General features: G+C 43.0%; 21 protein-coding genes and 1 riboswitch. Of the genes, 15 read left to right on the top strand and 6 right to left on the bottom strand.

Annotated features, from left to right (window positions below):
• Window positions 1-26: 26 nt before the first annotated feature.
• On the bottom strand, window positions 27-734 hold the full coding sequence (locus ACFOZY_RS10560) for a hypothetical protein (RefSeq protein ID WP_378155178.1): 708 nt from the start codon (window positions 732-734) through the stop codon (window positions 27-29).
• A 137-nt stretch (window positions 735-871) separates the two neighbouring features.
• Here ACFOZY_RS10560 and ACFOZY_RS10555 point away from each other — a divergent pair, with 137 nt between their 5' ends.
• From ACFOZY_RS10555 to ACFOZY_RS10505, 11 genes are all read left to right on the top strand, one after another.
• Window positions 872-1,111, top strand: coding sequence for an AbrB/MazE/SpoVT family DNA-binding domain-containing protein (locus ACFOZY_RS10555; protein WP_378155176.1), 240 nt, complete (start codon window positions 872-874; stop codon window positions 1,109-1,111).
• Between the two features lie 5 nt (window positions 1,112-1,116).
• Window positions 1,117-1,614, top strand: coding sequence for a cation:proton antiporter regulatory subunit (locus ACFOZY_RS10550; RefSeq protein ID WP_378155174.1), 498 nt, complete (start codon window positions 1,117-1,119; stop codon window positions 1,612-1,614).
• Window positions 1,615-1,617: 3 nt separating this feature from the next.
• The gene (locus tag ACFOZY_RS10545; RefSeq protein ID WP_378155172.1) at window positions 1,618-2,895 is read left to right on the top strand and encodes a cation:proton antiporter; all 1,278 of its coding nucleotides are present in this window, start codon (window positions 1,618-1,620) and stop codon (window positions 2,893-2,895) included.
• 66 nt (window positions 2,896-2,961) lie between these two features.
• Window positions 2,962-3,423, top strand: coding sequence for a YaiI/YqxD family protein (locus tag ACFOZY_RS10540; RefSeq protein ID WP_378155169.1), 462 nt, complete (start codon window positions 2,962-2,964; stop codon window positions 3,421-3,423).
• Window positions 3,424-3,487: 64 nt separating this feature from the next.
• Entirely contained in the window at window positions 3,488-3,640 is a 153-nt protein-coding gene (locus ACFOZY_RS10535; RefSeq protein WP_378155166.1) for a YpzG family protein, read from the top strand.
• 568 nt (window positions 3,641-4,208) lie between these two features.
• Window positions 4,209-5,030, top strand: coding sequence for an ABC transporter permease (locus ACFOZY_RS10530; RefSeq protein WP_378155164.1), 822 nt, complete (start codon window positions 4,209-4,211; stop codon window positions 5,028-5,030).
• Window positions 5,031-5,034: 4 nt separating this feature from the next.
• Complete coding sequence (locus ACFOZY_RS10525; protein WP_378155162.1) at window positions 5,035-5,811, top strand: ABC transporter ATP-binding protein; 777 nt, start codon at window positions 5,035-5,037, stop codon at window positions 5,809-5,811.
• Window positions 5,812-5,831: 20 nt separating this feature from the next.
• Window positions 5,832-6,914, top strand: coding sequence for an ABC transporter substrate-binding protein (locus tag ACFOZY_RS10520; protein WP_378155160.1), 1,083 nt, complete (start codon window positions 5,832-5,834; stop codon window positions 6,912-6,914).
• 164 nt (window positions 6,915-7,078) lie between these two features.
• Window positions 7,079-8,524, top strand: coding sequence for a GntP family permease (locus tag ACFOZY_RS10515; protein WP_378155158.1), 1,446 nt, complete (start codon window positions 7,079-7,081; stop codon window positions 8,522-8,524).
• Window positions 8,525-8,660: 136 nt separating this feature from the next.
• Window positions 8,661-9,497 carry a squalene/phytoene synthase family protein gene (locus ACFOZY_RS10510; protein ID WP_378155156.1) on the top strand — a complete coding sequence of 279 codons (837 nt, stop codon included), beginning with the start codon at window positions 8,661-8,663 and terminating at the stop codon, window positions 9,495-9,497.
• A gap of 107 nt (window positions 9,498-9,604) precedes the next feature.
• Window positions 9,605-10,168, top strand: coding sequence for a hypothetical protein (locus tag ACFOZY_RS10505; RefSeq protein WP_378155154.1), 564 nt, complete (start codon window positions 9,605-9,607; stop codon window positions 10,166-10,168).
• Between the two features lie 18 nt (window positions 10,169-10,186).
• Here the strand turns inward: ACFOZY_RS10505 and ACFOZY_RS10500 are convergent, their stop codons facing one another.
• The 4 genes from ACFOZY_RS10500 to ACFOZY_RS10485 form a co-directional block, all read right to left on the bottom strand.
• Window positions 10,187-11,152, bottom strand: coding sequence for a DMT family transporter (locus tag ACFOZY_RS10500; RefSeq protein WP_378155152.1), 966 nt, complete (start codon window positions 11,150-11,152; stop codon window positions 10,187-10,189).
• Between the two features lie 15 nt (window positions 11,153-11,167).
• Window positions 11,168-12,394, bottom strand: coding sequence for a peptidase T (gene pepT, locus ACFOZY_RS10495; protein WP_378155150.1), 1,227 nt, complete (start codon window positions 12,392-12,394; stop codon window positions 11,168-11,170).
• Window positions 12,395-12,496: 102 nt separating this feature from the next.
• The gene (locus ACFOZY_RS10490; protein WP_378155148.1) at window positions 12,497-12,724 is read right to left on the bottom strand and encodes a DUF2187 family protein; all 228 of its coding nucleotides are present in this window, start codon (window positions 12,722-12,724) and stop codon (window positions 12,497-12,499) included.
• A 100-nt stretch (window positions 12,725-12,824) separates the two neighbouring features.
• Window positions 12,825-13,448 carry a glycerol-3-phosphate acyltransferase gene (locus ACFOZY_RS10485; RefSeq protein WP_378155145.1) on the bottom strand — a complete coding sequence of 208 codons (624 nt, stop codon included), beginning with the start codon at window positions 13,446-13,448 and terminating at the stop codon, window positions 12,825-12,827.
• Between the two features lie 143 nt (window positions 13,449-13,591).
• Window positions 13,592-13,698, top strand: a riboswitch (SAM riboswitch).
• A gap of 107 nt (window positions 13,699-13,805) precedes the next feature.
• Between ACFOZY_RS10485 and ACFOZY_RS10480 the strand changes: the two genes are divergently transcribed.
• From ACFOZY_RS10480 to ACFOZY_RS10470, 3 genes are read left to right on the top strand one after another with little or no spacing between them, the layout of a single operon-like run.
• Complete coding sequence (locus tag ACFOZY_RS10480; protein WP_378155141.1) at window positions 13,806-15,095, top strand: O-acetylhomoserine aminocarboxypropyltransferase/cysteine synthase family protein; 1,290 nt, start codon at window positions 13,806-13,808, stop codon at window positions 15,093-15,095.
• 18 nt (window positions 15,096-15,113) lie between these two features.
• On the top strand, window positions 15,114-16,169 hold the full coding sequence (metX, locus tag ACFOZY_RS10475; protein WP_378155139.1) for a homoserine O-acetyltransferase MetX: 1,056 nt from the start codon (window positions 15,114-15,116) through the stop codon (window positions 16,167-16,169).
• Window positions 16,142-17,128 carry a homoserine dehydrogenase gene (locus ACFOZY_RS10470; protein WP_378155137.1) on the top strand — a complete coding sequence of 329 codons (987 nt, stop codon included), beginning with the start codon at window positions 16,142-16,144 and terminating at the stop codon, window positions 17,126-17,128. Before metX ends, ACFOZY_RS10470 begins: the two co-directional genes overlap by 28 nt.
• Window positions 17,129-17,184: 56 nt before the next feature.
• On the opposite strand, the gene ACFOZY_RS10465 is transcribed toward ACFOZY_RS10470, so the two are convergent.
• Window positions 17,185-17,415, bottom strand: coding sequence for an excisionase family DNA-binding protein (locus ACFOZY_RS10465; protein WP_378155135.1), 231 nt, complete (start codon window positions 17,413-17,415; stop codon window positions 17,185-17,187).
• Window positions 17,416-17,513: 98 nt separating this feature from the next.
• Here ACFOZY_RS10465 and ACFOZY_RS10460 point away from each other — a divergent pair, with 98 nt between their 5' ends.
• On the top strand, window positions 17,514-18,380 hold the full coding sequence (locus ACFOZY_RS10460; RefSeq protein ID WP_378155133.1) for a DMT family transporter: 867 nt from the start codon (window positions 17,514-17,516) through the stop codon (window positions 18,378-18,380).
• Window positions 18,381-18,674: the final 294 nt, after the last annotated feature.

Below are 18,674 nucleotides of genomic sequence, written 5' to 3'. Positions count from 1 at the left end.
TGGCATAATCATTTGATGCCAGGCATTTAATCGCTTAAAGGGCAAAAGGTGCACTTCATTAGACCAGGTACGTCTTTAGAGAAGCAACAAGATTTACGGACAGGGCCATTCAGTAATTGAGATGGTTCTTTTCCTCCGGTATATAGTTGAAAACGGGAGCTACTGGAGATCCCCTTCCAGACTTCATCACAACAAAGTGCTTCCCAATCTTTGTACGCGTTTTGAGTATTGAGGGGTGTTGAAAGGAAAACATGATAATGCCAGATTAAATAGCCGAAAATATTTTCCCATAATGTCAGTGGGGAGACGGAACATGTCTGCCTGATCTTCATAATGACGTCATGGCATTGGTTCTTCAAAATAGTATGGATGACTGCTTTTCGCTCATCCGGTCTAACTTCACGGAAATCCTCCTCTTTCACGAAAATCCCGATTGTTTTTAATCCATATTCCTCTACTACAGCAAATACCGCTCGATTCTGACCGTCCCATATTAAATTTGAGGAGGTCAACAAATAAAACTGCATGGAAATAAACATACCCCAACGTCTCATAAAATATGAAGCAGCAACTACTCTGTTTGGAGATTTGCTAATGGTTTCAATTGCAACCATACATTCATGGGTCTTGTGATGCATGAGATCATCTATACTAAACAACGGTATAGACGGTTCTTCAAGGCGGACACTATACATATTTAATTGGTGAATTTGTTCTTTTGTTAACATACTCATAATAAATCCATTATACGGTAAGCAGGGAGTGAAAGAAATACGGCGAGTTAAGGCGTACAATCAGCTTCCCTCTACTTAAATAATGATATAATAAGTAAGGAAAGTAAGGAATTTTATTGCGAGGAAGTGACAAACAAGTGGAATTGTCCAAACTAAGTTCAAAAGGACAAATTACAATCCCTAAACAAATCCGTAAAGTGTTAGATGTCGAAGAAGGCGATCATATAGCTTTTGTCGAGGAAGACGGACTTGTGATTATGATAAAGGGAACGTTGCAGTCACTGCATGATTTGCAAGATTCCGTTGAAGACGGAAAGGTCAACCGGCTGATTGAAAAGCTGCATATGAACGCAAAAGATAACGGGAAGGTGGAATAAACCGAATGAATGTAAAAGAAAGTGATTTGCCGGGTATTGGCAAAAAGTTTGAGGCAATTACTGAAACGGACGATAAAGTAGTCGTCGTCATTCATGATGATGGAAAACGTGAAATTTATCATTATGACGATGATGATGATGAGCAAAGCATCTCGGGTGTAACATTTAACGATTCCGAAGCACGACAGTTTGCGGCGATTATCGGAGGAATGGTCTATCGTCCTCAAGCATTGGAATCAATCAATGTCGCATTCAATGATTTGATCATTGAATGGTTCAAAGTATACGAAGGTTCACAAATTGCGGGAAAGACAATTGGACAATTGGATGTGCGTAACAATTACAAAGTGACCATCATAGCGATTATTAAAAAAGACACACAAAATCTTTTGTCGCCGGGACCGGATGCATTGATCGAAGCGGGCGATACGTTGATCATTTCCGGGGAAAGAAAGGACGTCAAGAGCACATATAACCAACTTCTTACGAATAAGGGGGAATGATGAATGGGTGATGACCTCATACTCGAAGTCGGAGTTGCCCTGCTAATTGTTGCTTTGGCGGCGTATCTATCGGGTAAGATGAAATTCTCGATCATTCCATTCCTGATTATACTTGGGATGTTGGTAGGTCCTCATGCTCCTGTAATTGGTTTTATTGACCTTACGTTCATACAAAGCGATGACATGATCCACTTCTTAGGCAGAATTGGAGTCCTATTTTTACTATTCTATCTTGGATTGGAATTTTCGGTAGATAAGTTAGTGAAGTCAGGTAAAAATATTGTAAAAGGTGGGACCCTTTATGTCTCGCTAAACTTCTTTTTAGGTCTCGCATATGGATTCCTCATCGGGATGCCACTCTTTGAGTCGTTGATTATTGGTGGGATGATGGCTGTCTCATCGACTGCGATTGTAGCGAAAGTTCTCGTTGATTTGCGGAGAACAGGAAATAAAGAAACGGAATTAATCTTAGGTATCATCCTTTTTGATGATCTTTTCCTCGCTCTTTTCCTTTCAATTATGTCTGGAATCCTCATGAGCGACGGTTCAACTGGAAGTACGATTATTTCAGTCCTCATTTCTATTGGATACATGCTTCTATTCTTCGTCCTCGCTAAGAAAGGAGTAAAAGTATTCAACAAATTCTTATCCATCACTTCCAATGAAAGCTTTATCATAGTGGTCTTCGCCGGACTGTTTTTCGTCGCCGGATTCTCAGAAACTTTACACGTTGCTGAAGCGATTGGAGCATTATTATTTGGTTTAATGCTTTCGGAAACAGATCATACGGAACGAATCGAAAAAATGGTATTGCCATTCCGGGATTTCTTCGGTGCAATCTTCTTCTTCAGTTTTGGTTTGAGTATTGATCCGACAATGTTAGGCGATGCGATTTGGCTTGCACTTGGTGCAGCGGTAATCACGGTTCTATCTAATTTCATAGCCGGTATGTGGGCTGGCCGAATAGCAGACCTATCTCATCGGGCTTCTTCTAATATCGGATTAACCATCATGGCTCGTGGAGAGTTCACCATCATTGTCGTCAATTTGGGACTGGCAGCTGGCTTATCACCGATGTTGCAACCTCTCTCGGCACTGTATGTGCTGATTATGGCCATTTTAGGTCCTCTTGCCGCAAAAGAATCAGGAAAAATTTTCCGTTTCTTAAACAAAATCTTCAAATGGCAGAAAATAGATCCAAACAAGAAGAAAAAACCTCGGATGCAGCCGCCACCTACTCCAACAGTGGATGAGCCTAAAAATGATGAGGTCAAAAGCTGATGGAATCTGTTGTGCGTAAGCATATATTATAGATAGAAATACACGTCAGATAAGAGGGGCGAGGTCATGCCAAACATTTTGGTCGATGCAGATGGCTGTCCGGTAGTGGATGAAACGATCCGGGTGGCAGGCAAGTTCGGTCTGAAAGTGCAATTATTCTGCGATACGTCCCATATGATGCAACGGGAAGGTGCAGAAACGGTGATGGTCTCGAAAGGAATGGACGCAGTCGATTTTGTCTTAGTCAATAAGATGGGAAAAGGCGATATTGTTGTCACCCAGGACTACGGACTTGCCGCCATGGTGCTTGCTAAAAAAGGTTATGCAATTAATCAGAACGGACGCCTTTATACCGATGACAATATTGATCGGCTACTGTCGATGAGGCATGTTTCAAAAAAAGTCCGTCAAGCTGGTGGCCGTACGAAAGGACCGAAAAAAAGACAACGTGAAGACGACTTAGCCTTCATGAAAAGTCTCACAAAGCTGTGTGAGGAATTGACAAAAAATTCCTCGGATGAAAAGTAAGAATCAACCCATATTAATAGAGATTTCACTTTTGAAATCCAACATGAAGCAGAGGGTGATACAGATGGGAAATCCGGAACACTTGGATCCGAAATCTCAGCAGATTCATCACAACTGGACAAGGCAGAAGCACCAGAAGTCTCAAGTAAATGGACGTACAGAGATATCTCTGCACAATAAAATCTTGAGAAGTGAAGCGAAAGCCAGACAGTTCTAATTTCATGAAGGATTAAGTGCAATCAGGACCCGGAGAAATCCGGGTCTTTTATTGTTGAAAAGCGCTCGCATTCTTCGTTATGACGCACAGGATGTGCTAATGCAGGTAACGCCGCAGGACGCGGCGTTCTTACCTGCCGGACTTCGTTTCTCGAATGACAAGCGCTTTCAATCAGTAAAATAACCTTCTACAGGAGGCAGATCATGCAACCGTTGCCAAATTGCTACCTGAATTGGCTTCCCAGCAATTTTGCGACGAGCGAAGCGGTGGAGCAGACAGGACGCGGCGAACTTAGGCCTGCACGAGGCAGGTCAGACAACCGTTGCCAAATAGCTGCCTGAATTTGCTTCCCAGCAATTTTGCGACGAGCGAAGCGGTGGAGCAGCAGGACGCGGCGAACTTAGTCCTGCACGAGGCAGGTCATGCAACCGTTGCCGCAGGACGCGGCGAACTTAGGTTGTAACCATACATAATACAAGGACCCGAATTTTCGGGTCTTTTTTCGATTACTGGGCCTACACACTTCACCCATAGCCTACATATTATGCGAGGGAAGAGGTGGTGAAGTATGAGCGGCAAAGAAATGAGAAAAGCTGCACACCCTGCAGTAGTTGAAGAGCAGGAGTGGAAACGAAGACAGTTAACGGAACGGTTAAAACAAGGCTTGACGATCGCTTCGCCGATTTTCCTTTTACTACTATGGGAGTTTTTATCGAGAACCGGACTAATCGATGCACGTTTCTTTCCACCCCCGACTGCGATCATCCAAACGTTTTACGACTTGCTGGTCAGCGGTGAATTGCTCGGACATATTAGTGTTTCCCTATACAGAATTTTTGCCGGTTTCCTATTAGGCGTGATTCCGGGAATTGTGATTGGCCTTTTAATGGGCCTTTACTCACCTGTTCGCCATTTCTTCTCCCCGATCGTGATGGCGCTCATGCCGATCCCGACCCTTGCACTCATGCCGATTATCATTATTCTATTTGGAATCGGTGACGTCTCTAAAGTCGTGACTATTGCAGGAAGTGTATTCTTTCCTGTTGTAATCAACACTGCAGCTGGCGTTATGAATATAGATTCGATCTATTTGGATGTAGCGAAAAATTATGGTGCAAGCTCAAAAGACTATTTTATGAAAATTGCTTTTCCAGGAGCCTTGCCAGTCATGATGGAGGGAATCCAAATGGGGCAGGCCATAGCTTTACTCACTATTGTCGCCGCAGAAATGATGGGTGCAACGTCAGGAATCGGTTACTTGATCTGGACCTCCTATAAAGCCTTTTTGTTGAAGGAAATGTTCGTGGGACTCATCATGATCTCCTTCTTTGGCTATCTGTTCTCTATTGGACTAAGGGGACTTCAAAAGAAAATATTACCGTGGAGGTGACGCAGTGGGCGGAACTAAGATTGCCATACGCGATGTAACGAAAGCCTTCTATAAGAAGGGAAGCAGTGTAACAGCTCTTGAGGGAATCACCTTGGATATTACAGATGGGGAATTTGTGTGTTTGATAGGACCCAGTGGTTGTGGCAAAACGACTTTACTCCGTATTTTAGCTGATCTTGAAACCCCCAGTGTCGGTTCCTTCGACATAGCATCTGGAGAGAAAGACCGCCCGCTGCAGTCGATGGTCTTTCAGGAGCGTGGTGTGATCCCCTGGTTGTCCGTGGAAGAAAACGTAGCGTTTGGTCTCAAGATGAGAAAGGTGCCGGAAAGTGAAGTGAAAGAAAGGACCGCCTACTATTTGAAAAAAGTAGGATTGGAAAAGTTCGCTTCCCTTTATCCGAAAGAACTTTCAGGGGGAATGAAGCAACGGGTCAGCATTGCGCGAGCTTTTGCAAATGATCCAGAGATTTTACTAATGGATGAGCCATTTGCAGCCTTAGACGAACAAAATAAATTCATCCTTCAGGAAGAACTACTTTCAATTTGGGAGGAAACAAAAAAGACGGTTTTATTTATTACTCATAGTATCGATGAAGCCTTGCTGTTAAGTGATCGGATCTTATTAATGAGCTCTCAGCCTGGAAGAATCGTGAAAGAAATACGCATTGACTTTCCAAGGCCGAGGACGATGGAACAAATACGAGCAGATCAGAAAATGGCAGGTCTTTTTTTAGAGATTTGGCAACATCTTCAGGATGAAGTACAAAAATCGAGAAAATAATGAGGAATAGAGGGGAAATAGTGAGGAAATGGTTGTCTAAAGGTGTGTTGGTCCCGTTAGCGGCATTACTGTTAGTCGCATCTGGTTGTTCGGAGACGGCAACACCAACGCCTACTGATCAGTCTGGAGAGAATCCTTCCGGCGATTTAGCGCCATTGAAGGAGAAGGTAACCGTTGTTGTGGCAGAAGATGGGGCAGCATCGGGAGCGGGCTTTTACATCGCAAAGGAAAAAGGCTATTTTGCCGACTATAACATAGAAATTGAATTTGCCCAATTCGCAAACAGTGACGATATGCTTCCTGCTCTGGCCGCGGGAGAAGTGGATATCGCTGGCGGAATATCAACAGCTTCTTTCTTTAATGCGATTGCACAAGGAATTGATGTCCGAATTGTAGCGGACAAAGGACATAATGTCCCAGGAAAGTCGTATTTTACATTTGTCATTGGCAATCACGTAAAGGATGAAGTGAAAGATTACGCCGATCTAAAAGGGAAGAAAATTGCAGTTTCCTCTGAATATGGGGTGGATTGGTATATTTATAAACGAATGTTAGAGCATGCCGGACTGACAGACGATGATGTTGAATTTGTGTTAATGTCTGATTTCGGCAGCATGCTTGGTGCGATTGAAAATGGTTCAATCGATTTAGCTCTAAATATTGAACCACTTATAGCACAAGGTGTAGCAAATGGTATCCATGAACGGTTTAAAGATGCTACAGACTTTGCCCCTGATTCTCAAATTGCCATGGTGCTCGCTTCTCCAAAATTCATGGAGGAAGAGGAAGATGTGTCGTTGCGCTTCATGTTGGCTTATTTAAAAGGTCTTCGTGATTATAATGATGCATTCGTTAAGGGTGACGGCAAAGATGAAATTATCGAAATCATGACGATGCATACAGCATTGAAGGATCCTGCACTTTGGGAAAAAGTGAATGTTACCGGTCTTGATCCGAACGGACAAATGCGCATTGATGATATTAAAGCACAATATGAAATGTATAAAGAATACGGTGCCATCCAAGGAGAATTCGACTTTGAGGATGCGATTGATACTTCATTAACAGAAAAGGCGCTTGATATATTAGGAGAATATAAATAGAGGTAAGGAAGCACTTGGGATATTCTGAGCCTAAGTGTTTCTTTGTTTTATTGGAATAATTATAATTTTTAAACTGTAAGGGCATTCATTGACAAAATTGTGACAGATGAGATATTGTTACTATTCGAACATATTTATTCTATTTAATAAATAGGAGGAACAGTATGGATTTATTTATTATACTATTAGCTTTAGGTCTGTTAATGTTCACTGCATACCGCGGTTTTTCTGTCATCTTATTCGCACCTCTATGTGCACTGTTAGCTGTAGCATTAATCGACCCATCTAACATCTTGCCATTCTACTCCGGTATTTTCATGGAAAAGATGGTCGGCTTCATTAAGAGCTACTTCCCGGTATTCTTATTAGGTGCTATATTCGGGAAAGTAATCGAGATGTCCGGGATCGCCGAATCAATCGCTAAAACGATTGTTCGTTTAATCGGTCCGAAACAAGCGATGCTAACGATTGTATTGCTTGGCGCAATTCTTACATATAGTGGGGTTAGCTTATTCGTTGCGGTATTTGCAATCTATCCGTTCGCGGTTCAATTGTTCAAAGAAGCAGATATTCCTAAACGATTGATGCCTGCAACGATTGCTCTTGGAGCATTCACCTTTACGATGGATGCGATTCCTGGGACGCCGCAAATTCAGAACGTAATTCCGACTCAATTCTTCGGAACAACGATTTACGCTGCTCCAGTATTGGGGATTATCGGCGGTTTAGTCGTATTGGTAACTGGTTTAGCATACTTAGAATGGCGTAAGAGACAAGCTAAACGTAAAGGCGAAGGCTATTATGGCATGCCTGGTGATGATACGATTTTAAAAGCTGAAAAGGACAAAGGGGAAGACATTCAACAGAGCACGTATAATCCTTCAGCACTTAGACAAGTATTAGCGTTTGTACCATTATTATCGGTAGCTCTCCTAAACTTGTATTTAACGAGAGCAATTCCAAAATGGTACGAAGGCGGATTCGATTTTACAGCGTTAAGCGTAATGGGATACAATGCTGATGCATACTCAGTTGACGTTAAAGCAAGTGCGGCCATTTGGTCTGTCGAAATTGCATTAATCGTAGGTATTATTACGGCGTTGATCTATGGTTGGGGACGTGTAAAAACGGATTTCAAAGCTGGTTTGAATGTAAGTATCGCGGGATCATTGTTGGCTGTAATGAATACTGCATCTGAATATGGTTTCGGCGGAATTATTGCTGCATTACCTGGCTTCTCCAAGATTAGTGATGGACTAAGTGGCTTGTTCACAAACCCTCTTGTGAACGGGGCTGTTACGACAAGTACACTCGCTGGTGTTACAGGGTCCGCATCAGGTGGAATGATGATTGCCCTTGGTGTAATGGAAGACAAATACAATGCGATGATCGCCGCAGCAAATATCGATCCTGAAGTCATGCACCGTGTTATTTCCATGGCTTCCGGTGGTATGGATACGCTTCCGCATAACGGAGCGGTTATTACACTGTTGGCTGTTACCGGATTAACTCATAGACAATCCTATAAAGATATTTTTGCTATCACGCTGATCAAAACATTGGCTGTGTTTGTTGTCATTGCACTATACACATTTTTTGGTATCGTATAAGTTGAAAGATCCATTTCCTCGAGGGATGGATCTTTTGTTTTGGGCTTGTTCAAAAATTTTCAATGATTTGGGATTATGGGGTACAATATATAGTGGAATATGAAGAATAACCATTCTTAGAAATGGGGAGAACGCTATGAGTAAATTAAGTGAATTACAAAAAGATGCGAAAGCAATTCTTAAAAAGACCAGCAGAACGTTTAATATACCGATTAATTTTTTGGAAGGCAATTTAAAGCAAGCTGTTTCCTCCGCATATCTCTGTATGAGAGCCATCGATGAAATCGAAGATCATCCGGAAATGCAGAGTGAAACGAAACAATTATTGTTGCGCAGAACCGCTGATTTATTACGTGAAGGCTTTGATGCTGACGAATATGAGGATTTGATGACTCCATACCGCGATGTATTGCCGGAAGTAACGCTTCGCCTTGGTGATTGGATTGCGGTTTGTCCCGCTGAGATTGTCCGGAAGGTGGCAGAATCGACTGCCGAGATGGCAGACGGGATGGCGAAGTGGACTGAGCGGAATTGGAAAATTAACACGAAAGAAGATCTCGATGACTATACATATTATGTAGCTGGTCTTGTAGGGGTCATGTTATCTGATCTTTGGAAATGGCATGCTAATATTGAGGCCGACAGAGAGCTGGCGATTGGATATGGACGAGGGCTGCAAATCGTCAACATCCTTCGAAACCAGGAAGAGGATGCTGAACGAGGAGTAAGTTATTTGCCTGATGGTTGGTCAAGGGCTGACCTATTCCACTATGCTGATGAAAACCTGAACTTGGCAAAAGAATATATGAGGGATATCAAAGGAAAAAACCGAAGCATTACGTTATTCTGCAAGATACCATTAGCACTTGCCGAAAACACATTGAAAGTGATGAAGGTAGGGAAAGAGAAAATGACTCGCTATGAAGTGGAAAGCGTGGTCGAGGATATATTGGAAGAAGAATCCGTTAAATAAGTATATTGAAACACTGCAGGTGAAATGTCCTACAGTGTTTTTGTTTTTGCAGGGTTTATTAATCCACTCACCGAATAAACTATACAAACTTATAGAGGGTGAGAACGATGAAAAAGTTGTATATCTTATTTAGTGGTATCCTTTTATTTCTTACGGGTTGTACAGAGTCAGAGCCGGAAAATCTGCAAAGTCAAGTAGCGGAGGAATCAAAAGAAATTTCGAAACTTAAAGAGGAACTCGGTTTACTAAAGGATCAGTTGAACGATACCCAAAAGAACATGGAGATTTTAGAGCAAATGATCATGAGTCATGATGGCTTAGGTTACGGTGAGTTGAGAAGACAACAGCAAATGCTGGATGACTTAATTGTTCATTTGCCAGATATAGAAATCCGGACAGGTTTTATTCGAGAGGCGGAGAATGATTTCATATCGATAGATTTTGCTGAGAAAGTAGAAAGTCCAGATGCCCCGAATGGTTTTGAAATCATCAATGATAAGGAAGAAGCTGAATCTTTTCCGATTGCAGAAGAATTAACTCTATTCGTTCTGAACGGGACTGATATGGAAGTTAGGACTATTGGAGAATTTAATCCATCCCGTCAATTCTTTTTCGAGTTTTACATTTCAAATGGGCACGTCATCCAAGTTCGGGAATTGTATATTCCTTAACATAAAAAATGCCCGTGCCTATGCGGCAACGGGCGTTTTTTTGCGTTCTTCTTTAGCGGTGATCATACTATGAATGGACATACCGATTACAATCGCCACAATTCCTACTAACGCTATAGGTCCAGGCAAAGGGAGGGATAGAAGAATCATCTCACCCATAATGGCAAAAAGAAGTTCAGTTGACTGGGTCGCTTCGACCGCTGCCAGTTTTCCTTGATAATCTTTTACACGGTCAGTCGCCATGAAGAATAGAGTTGTCGCAATTACGCCGGAACTGATAGCGACAATAAGGGACTGGATTACTTGTCCTGAAGAAGGAACCCCCACTGTCACCAAGGCATAACAGGCAAAAATCAGCCAAATTGGAATTGTCATAAGTGTCATGCCAAGCACACGCTGAAATGGATCCAGTCTCCCTCCGCAAATTTCCATCATTTTTCGATTGCCAAGTGGATAAGCGAATGCTGCAACCACTACTGGCAATACACCAAGCCAAAAAGACCGTACATCAGTTGACTGGGCATTCGGCAGCTGAATCAAAACAACTCCAACTAAAATGATCAACGAGGTCAAAAGGGATTTCACCGGAATTTGCTGTCTGATTAGTTGTTCATCATACATCGTCTGCCTTTTCACGAAGAAGAACGGAGCGAGCAATACCCCCGCAATGATCGTCAGCTGCCAAGTTCCCGCTACTAACCAACCGGGACTATAGCCAGAAGCAAAGGTCAATGGAGCGTAAAAAAGAACGAATGCTACGATGCTCCAACTTAACCAAGGAAGAGGCTTTTCCTTAATCTCTCGAAATACCGGACCGGTTCCATTCCTGATAGTGACAATCAGTAGGAGGAAGGGCAGCATGAATAGAAATCGGAGAGACGAACTCCAAAGCCAGCTTCCGCCTGACAGTTCCATGGAACGGTTCAATACAAAAGTGACCGCAAAGAATAATGACGCTAAAAGCCCCAGTGATATTTCCCTCATAAGACCACCCCTGTATTATCCGCGCTGTTCGAACAACTCTGCTACTTTAATGATCACTTCAGTTGCTTTCACCATATTGTCAGCAGATACGTACTCATATTTGCCGTGGAAGTTTTCCCCACCGCCAAAAATATTAGGTGTCGGCATTCCCATGAATGATAACTGAGAACCATCAGTTCCGCCACGAACAGGAACGACGACAGGTTCGATATCCAATTCTTTCATAGCTTCATAAGCGATATCGACAATCTCTTTAACTGGCAGGATTTTTTCGCCCATATTGTAATATTGGTCGTTGATTTCCAACTTGAGGGCTTTTTCACCGTATTCCGCTTGAAGTTTAGATGCGGCATCTTTCATCAATTGTTTCTTCGCTTCGAATTTTTCACGATCATGGTCGCGGATAATGTAAGCAAGGGTAGCTTTTTCTACATTGCCATTGAAGTTCATGAGGTGTATGAACCCTTCATAACCGTCTGTTTTTTCAGGAACCTCGTCCTCCGGCATATATGACTGGAACTTAGTGGCGATCGTGATGGCATTGACCATCTTATTCTTTGCGGAGCCAGGATGGACACTTTTCCCGTGTGTCGTCAATTTTACGCCGGCTGCATTGAAGCTTTCGTATTGTAGTTCCCCAAGTGGACCGCCGTCCATTGTATACGCGTATTTTGCACCGAATACCGGAACGTCGAATTTATGAGGGCCGCGTCCAATTTCTTCATCTGGGTTAAAGCCGACACGGATTTTTCCGTGTTTTATTTCCGGATGGTTCACCAGATATTCCATCGCTGTCATGATTTCCGCAATACCTGCTTTATCATCTGCACCTAATAGTGTCGTTCCATCGGTTGTTAGCAGGGTGTGTCCGATATAGTTTTGAAGCTCTGGAAATTCAGAAGGGGAGAGTACGGTATTAGCGTTTAATTGAATGTCTCCACCTTTGTAGTTGTCTACACGTTGAGGGTTTACATTTTTACCAGAGTAATCTGTGGCTGTATCCACGTGCGCAAGGAATCCGATTACGGGAACATCCTTATCGGTATTAGCAGGCAACGTGGCAAATAAATAGCCGTTTTCGTCCAGAGTGATTTCTTCTAAGCCGATTTCGCTGAGCTCTTTTTCTAATAAATGGAGTAGATCCCACTGTCCCGGCGTGGAAGGGCAAGTCGTACTTTCCGCATCCGATTGTGTATCTATTTTGGCATAACGGACAAGCCGTTCAATCAATATTTCTTTCATCTCTATCTCCTCCTTATTCAATGGTTTCATTTTAGCACTTTCAACTCTTTAGAGGAATTCAGAATAATAAAAAAGCAATCGCAGATGCGATTGCTTTGCATATTATGATGACTTAACCGAATACTTCTTATGAGATACCACTGTCAAATTCGATTTTGCCCCAATGCTAAGAGCGTCTTCATCTGACATTTCTACGATGACTGAGTGTTCCAAGATTTTATGGATCCGGCCTTTTACATCGAATCCATTACGCGAAAATTCAATTTCCTCGCCGACATAGCGCGCAGCCACGAAAGGACTTAATTCTTTCTCTTGTCTTGCAAATGTCAACACGATTCCCTCATTTCATTTTATCCAATGGATAAAACTTATTTTCGTACACTATTATTATAGCATACTGAAACGAGGTTCCTGTAAGTTGCTTTTTTTTTCACCGTTTAATGACAGTTCGCACCTTTTTTTCCGTCCCCTCTTTTATACGCTGGAAGTTTTCGATATGCTTCCAAAGTGCAAGTAGGAACAAACCTGCAGCGGTAACAATCGGCCAAGCACCTTCAGCCATCCACACAGCGACAACTAATAAGGTAACATATAACATGAGAACGCCGACGACGATGTAATTTGATAGAAGAGAGGCTGCGATGAAAAGAGCCAGACCGGCAAGGCCAATCCGCCAGTCGAGTGCTAGTAACACTCCAATGACTGTAGCAGTTCCTTTTCCTCCATTGAATTTCATGTAGAATGGGAAGTTATGACCAATCACAACTGCGGCTCCCGCCAAGAACAGCAACGTCCAGACCACTTCCTCGGAAAAAGCATTCCCTAACAGCATTCGTAGAACGATTATTGTTAATGCCCCTTTTCCTATATCGACCAATGCCACGAGGGCACCATATTTTTTCCCTAATACGATGGTGGCATTTGAGGCGCCTGCGTTTTTCACCCCAGTTTCTTTTAAGTCAACGCCAGACAATCTTTGTGCCAATACTGAGCCATGTGCACATCCGATGACATAGCCTGTCAGCAGAACGGCGACGATCCATATAGCCAACATCTTTCCACTTCCCTAAAGTTCATTTGTACTATTTAACGGATAGCCTTTAAAAAAGATTCATAAATAAAATAATCTTTTTTGTTTGACTTTTTCATCAATTCGCTGCATACTCTTCATCAGATGGAAAAATTGAATCGAATACACTCTTATCGAGAGCGGCGGAGGGAATAGGCCCGACGATGCCCGGCAACCGGCAATCCAATTGCTATGGTGCTAAATCCTACAGACTGGAAGGTCTGAAAGATAAGGGGAGGAATACGCGTATGCATACCCTCTTCTTAGGAAGAGGGTTTTTTATTTCCTGAAAATCCTCTCCTCCGCATTCCATCGACCCCACATCATAAAGGAGGAATACCAATGACTAATTTTCAACCCGAAACCCTGCTACTTCATGGAGGACAACAGCCGGATCCTGTAACAGGAGCCAGAGCTGTCCCGCTTTACCGTACAACTTCTTATGTGTTCCGTGATACAGAACATGCTCAGAAATTATTTGCCTTAGAGGAAAGTGGCAATATTTACTCCCGGATTATGAACCCGACTGTCGATGTATTTGAGCAGCGTATTGCACTGCTCGAGAAGGGAACTGCTGCGGTTGCTCTATCTTCAGGGATGGCTGCCATCTCGTTTGCTATTTTGAATATCGCAAGTTCTGGTGATGAGATTGTAGCTGCAAGCAATCTGTACGGGGGGACCTTCAATTTGTTTGCGGTCACGCTTCCTCGCTATGGCATTAAAGTAAAGTTCGTCGATGCTGCAGATCCGGAAAACTTCCGAGCAGCCATTACGGAAAAAACGAAAGCGATTTTTGCTGAATCCATCGGAAATCCGAGTTTACTAGTTTTAGATATTGAAGCTGTTGCGGCGATTGCAAAAGAAAACGGAGTTCCGCTAATCATTGACAATACATTCCCAAGTCCATACGGTTGCAATCCGATCGAGTTCGGTGCCAATATCGTTGTGCATTCTGCAACAAAATGGATTGGTGGTCATGGAATAGCCATTGGAGGAATTGTAGTAGATGGCGGTAACTTCGATTGGAATTCTCCGAAATTCCCATACTTTACGGAACCTGATGCTTCGTATCATGGAATTCGCTATGGCGTAGATGTTCCGAATGCAGCATTCGCTACTAAGCTGCGTGTACAATTGCTTCGAGATTTCGGACCTTGCTTGAGTCCGGATCATGCATTTGCTTTCCTACAAGGGCTGGAGACTCTTCACCTCCGCGTGGAGAAACAAAACCAGAATGCGCTTGCTGTAGCTGAATACTTATCGAATAATTCTTCTGTGGAATGGGTGAATTATATAGGGTTAGAAGGCCACCCATCATATGAAGCGGCAACAAAATACTTGAAGAACGGTTTCGGATCGGTCTTGAACTTTGGAGTCAAAGGAGGAAGAGATGCAGGGCGTAAAGTGATTGATCACGTGAAAATCTGGTCGCATGTCGCCAATGTAGGTGATTCAAAATCTCTAATTATCCACCCTGCATCGACTACTCACCAGCAGTTGAACACGGATGACTTGAAAAAGTCTGGTGTGTCAGAAGAATTAATCCGTCTTTCTGTAGGAACAGAAGCGTTAGAGGATATCGTGCAAGACCTCGGTCAGGCAATCGAAGAAGCAGTACCCGTATCTATTTAACAAAGAGGAGGGCGCAGGATGACAATTGGTGTTGTTGGAATTGGGAATTTGGTCTTAGAGTCGGGAGCACTTCTTTTGGATGTGGAGCTCGCCTATGAAATCTCTGGACCGGCAGATGCCCCGGTCATCCTCGCCTGTCATGCGTTGACTGGCAATCATCTTACAGTCGGCTCCTCTGCATTGCCCGGCTGGTGGGCGGGGCTTGTCGGACCTCAATGTCCTTTGGATACAAACCGATATCGTGTAATCACGTTTAACGTAATAGGAGGCTGCAATGGCTCGACTGGACCGCTACACATCAATCCCGAAACAGGTAAGCCATATCGTGCAGATTTTCCCTCCATTACAATCCGGGATATAGTTCACGCTGAAAAAAAGGGATTAGAGAACTTAGGGATTTCGAGGGTTTTTGCGGTCATTGGTGGTTCATTGGGCGGGATGCAGGTGCTTGAATGGGGTCTATTGTATCCGGATGATATGGAGTTGCTCATCCCGTTGGCTGTCACCCCCGAGTTGAGTGATTATGGAATTGCATTCAACTACATCGGGATCCATGCAATCGAGCAAGATCCTCATTTTAGAGCTGGAAACTATAGAAGTGCCACAGATGTAAAAGGCTTCGAAACTGCAAGGATTGCAGGTATGGTTTCATACCGGAGCCAGGAACTCTTTTCGCAACGTTTCAATCGCGAGGAGCGATCTGACGGCATTTACGAAGTGGAATCGTACATGAAACATATGGGTAGGAAAATCACCGGCCGTTTTGATCCGAATAGTTATCTGACCCTACTACGGGCAATGAACTCCCATGACATTGGCAAAGGAAGAGGTGGATTCCGGGGGGCAGTGAAGGGTTACAAAGCGAAAGTGGCTGCGATCGGATTCACCTATGACTTAATTTATCCGTCAGAAAGAATTCGTGAATTCACGCATTCAGTGCCAAATGGAAACTTCCATCTTGTTCATACGAAATTCGGGCACGACGGCTTCTTGACGGAGTATAGCAAATGGGGTTTCATCATACAGGCAAACTTGGAGGCGAATGCATGCAAACCATTAAAATTGCATTATTAGGCTTTGGTACTGTTGGTCAAGGAGTTTTTCAAATCTTGAATGAGAAGAAGGAAGAGTTCCGGAATTTCTTTGGAATCGATGTAGAGGTGGTGGGCGTGTTAATTCGTGATGTCGAAAAGTTGAGGCCCTTACCAGCCCATCTTTTCGTAACAGATCGATTCGAAGATATAGCATCCATACCGGATGTAGACGTTGTGTTCGAAGCGATTGTTGGTGAAGAACCCGCTTATTCCTATTTGACATATTTCCTCGAGCGGGGAATCCATGTTATTACGGCAAATAAAGCGATGTTTGCCAAGCATGGTTTGTCCTTGCAAAAGGTGGCGGAAAATTATGATGCTACTATTGGATATGAAGCAACCACAGCAGGCGGCGTTCCAATTATTAAGACATTAAAGAATTTGCTTCAAGTTAATGAAGTTGAAAACATTGCCGGCATTTTAAATGGCACGTCAAACTTCATCTTGTCAGAAATGCGTACAGCCAAGTGTACATTTGAGGAAGCACTGCAGAACGCGCAGGACTTCGGTTACGCAGAGGCGGACCCTACAGATGATGTTTCTGGCAAGGATGCATTCAGGAAGTTAATGATTTTAAGTCAATTGGCATTCGGAAGACAGCCATCATGGGAGGATGTCGAGGTTCGTGGTATTCAAACTCTCACTTTAAGGGATATTGAAGAGGCAGAGGAGTCAGGAATGCGGTATCGTCATGTGGCAGAAGTGAACATTACAGGTTCAGGAAATCTCCAGGCAGTCGTGCGTCCCTTATTAGTTGGTCCATCACATCCTTTATATACAGTCGATGGAGTAGATAATGCGATTGTTATAGACTCCGAGTATTTAGGGAAACTGACATTGATAGGACCAGGTGCCGGCAGGTTCCCAACTGGAAGTGCCATGGTGGAGGATTTCGTACAAGTGATCAGTAGTAAACCAAAAGTAATCATTCCTCAATGAATGAGAGGCTGTCCCAAGTATCCAATGGGCAGCCTCCTTTATGTTGGTTAGCGATCTTAATCCTCGTCTTTCACATCAATATCTTCAGGGATCGGTTCGCTACGCCATTCATCTATCATCTGTTTCACAATTTCCATTTGTTTTAGATGAGTATCGAATTGTGCTGTGTTCACCAAAAAATTTTCTCCGTCATGAATGGCTTTAATCCGGCCTTCCAACACATACTTTTGGACAAGCTCCACCGGCATACTGATGTACTCCGCCGCTTCCTCGATTGATACAAACATCGGAACGCCTCCTTAAATTTATTGTATTCCAAAATTCTCTTAAACAATAGAGAGAACTATGATACTGTCGGAGTAAGATGATATTGGGGTGATAGTGATTGAATAATCGTTTGCCATACATATATGTACTACTTGGAGCGGTTCTTTGGGGAACAACCGGAACTGCACAATCTATTCTGCCGGCGAGCGTACATCCGCTTGCAATTGGTGCATCAAGGCTTGCCGTCGGTGGGTATGTGTTGCTTTTATTGATGCTCCTAATGAAGAAAATCGATTTTAAGAGTTGGCCATGGAAGGCGACCGTTTACTCGGCCATCGCTATGGCTATCTTCCAACCATTTTTCTTCACTTCCGTACGGCTGACGGGTATTGCAATCGGTACGGTGGTCGCAATTGGTAGTGCCCCAGTATTCTCGGGTCTCCTTGAATGGATATTCCAAAAAAGAAAGCCAGACCGTGTTTGGTTAAATGCAACTATTTTAGCAATCATCGGGGTGTTGTTATTATTCCTTACACAAGGCGATGTTGTGGTTAATCCGGTTGGAATTCTGATGTCTCTCGGAGCAGGGCTGGCGTTCGCCATTTATACGATCGTCAGTAAAAGAGTTCTCGATGAAGTTGATGCAATCCCAGCTGTCGCCATGATCTTCTCAATCAGTGCGACCATCTTGTTGCCTTCTCTTTTACTATTTAATACGTCCGGTTTATATACTCCGCAAGGCATTTCGGTTATTGTCTACTTAGGTTTAGCAGCAACGAGCCTTTCCTATATTTTCTTTTCTTCGGGATTAAAACGGATTCCTTCTTCCTCGGCAGTGACACTCTCATTGGCTGAGCCATTAACTGCAGCTATGTTAGGTGTTTTCTTTGTTGGAGAAAGGTTATCATCTTGGTCATGGGCAGGAGTTGCGCTCTTATTATGTGGGATTTTAGTCTTAACATTAAGCAGTAAAAAATCTGTATAATTGAGCGTTCATTACAATAAAATGGAATTTAAAAGTAGGACTATGGAAATAATAGTGCTATAACATTTGGAGGTCAAATATCTTGATTTCTAATCATATGGTATATTGTGGATTTTTATGAAAATGATTCCTTGGAACTATTGTTGGAAGAAATTGATATGTAAAAGGTACAGCTAAGTATACAATATTTTGAAATAATCTATTAAGTCCCCTTTGCATTCTTATGCAGAGGGGACTTTTTGCCTTGTGTCCTTTTATCTACTAAGGAAGCAACGAGAAATATCCCAACTTTGA

It is taken from the genome of Chungangia koreensis (assembly GCF_042651785.1).
Classification (GTDB): Bacteria; Bacillota; Bacilli; order Bacillales_A; family Planococcaceae; genus Chungangia; species Chungangia koreensis.
This window is presented reverse-complemented; position numbering and strand designations above follow the sequence as displayed.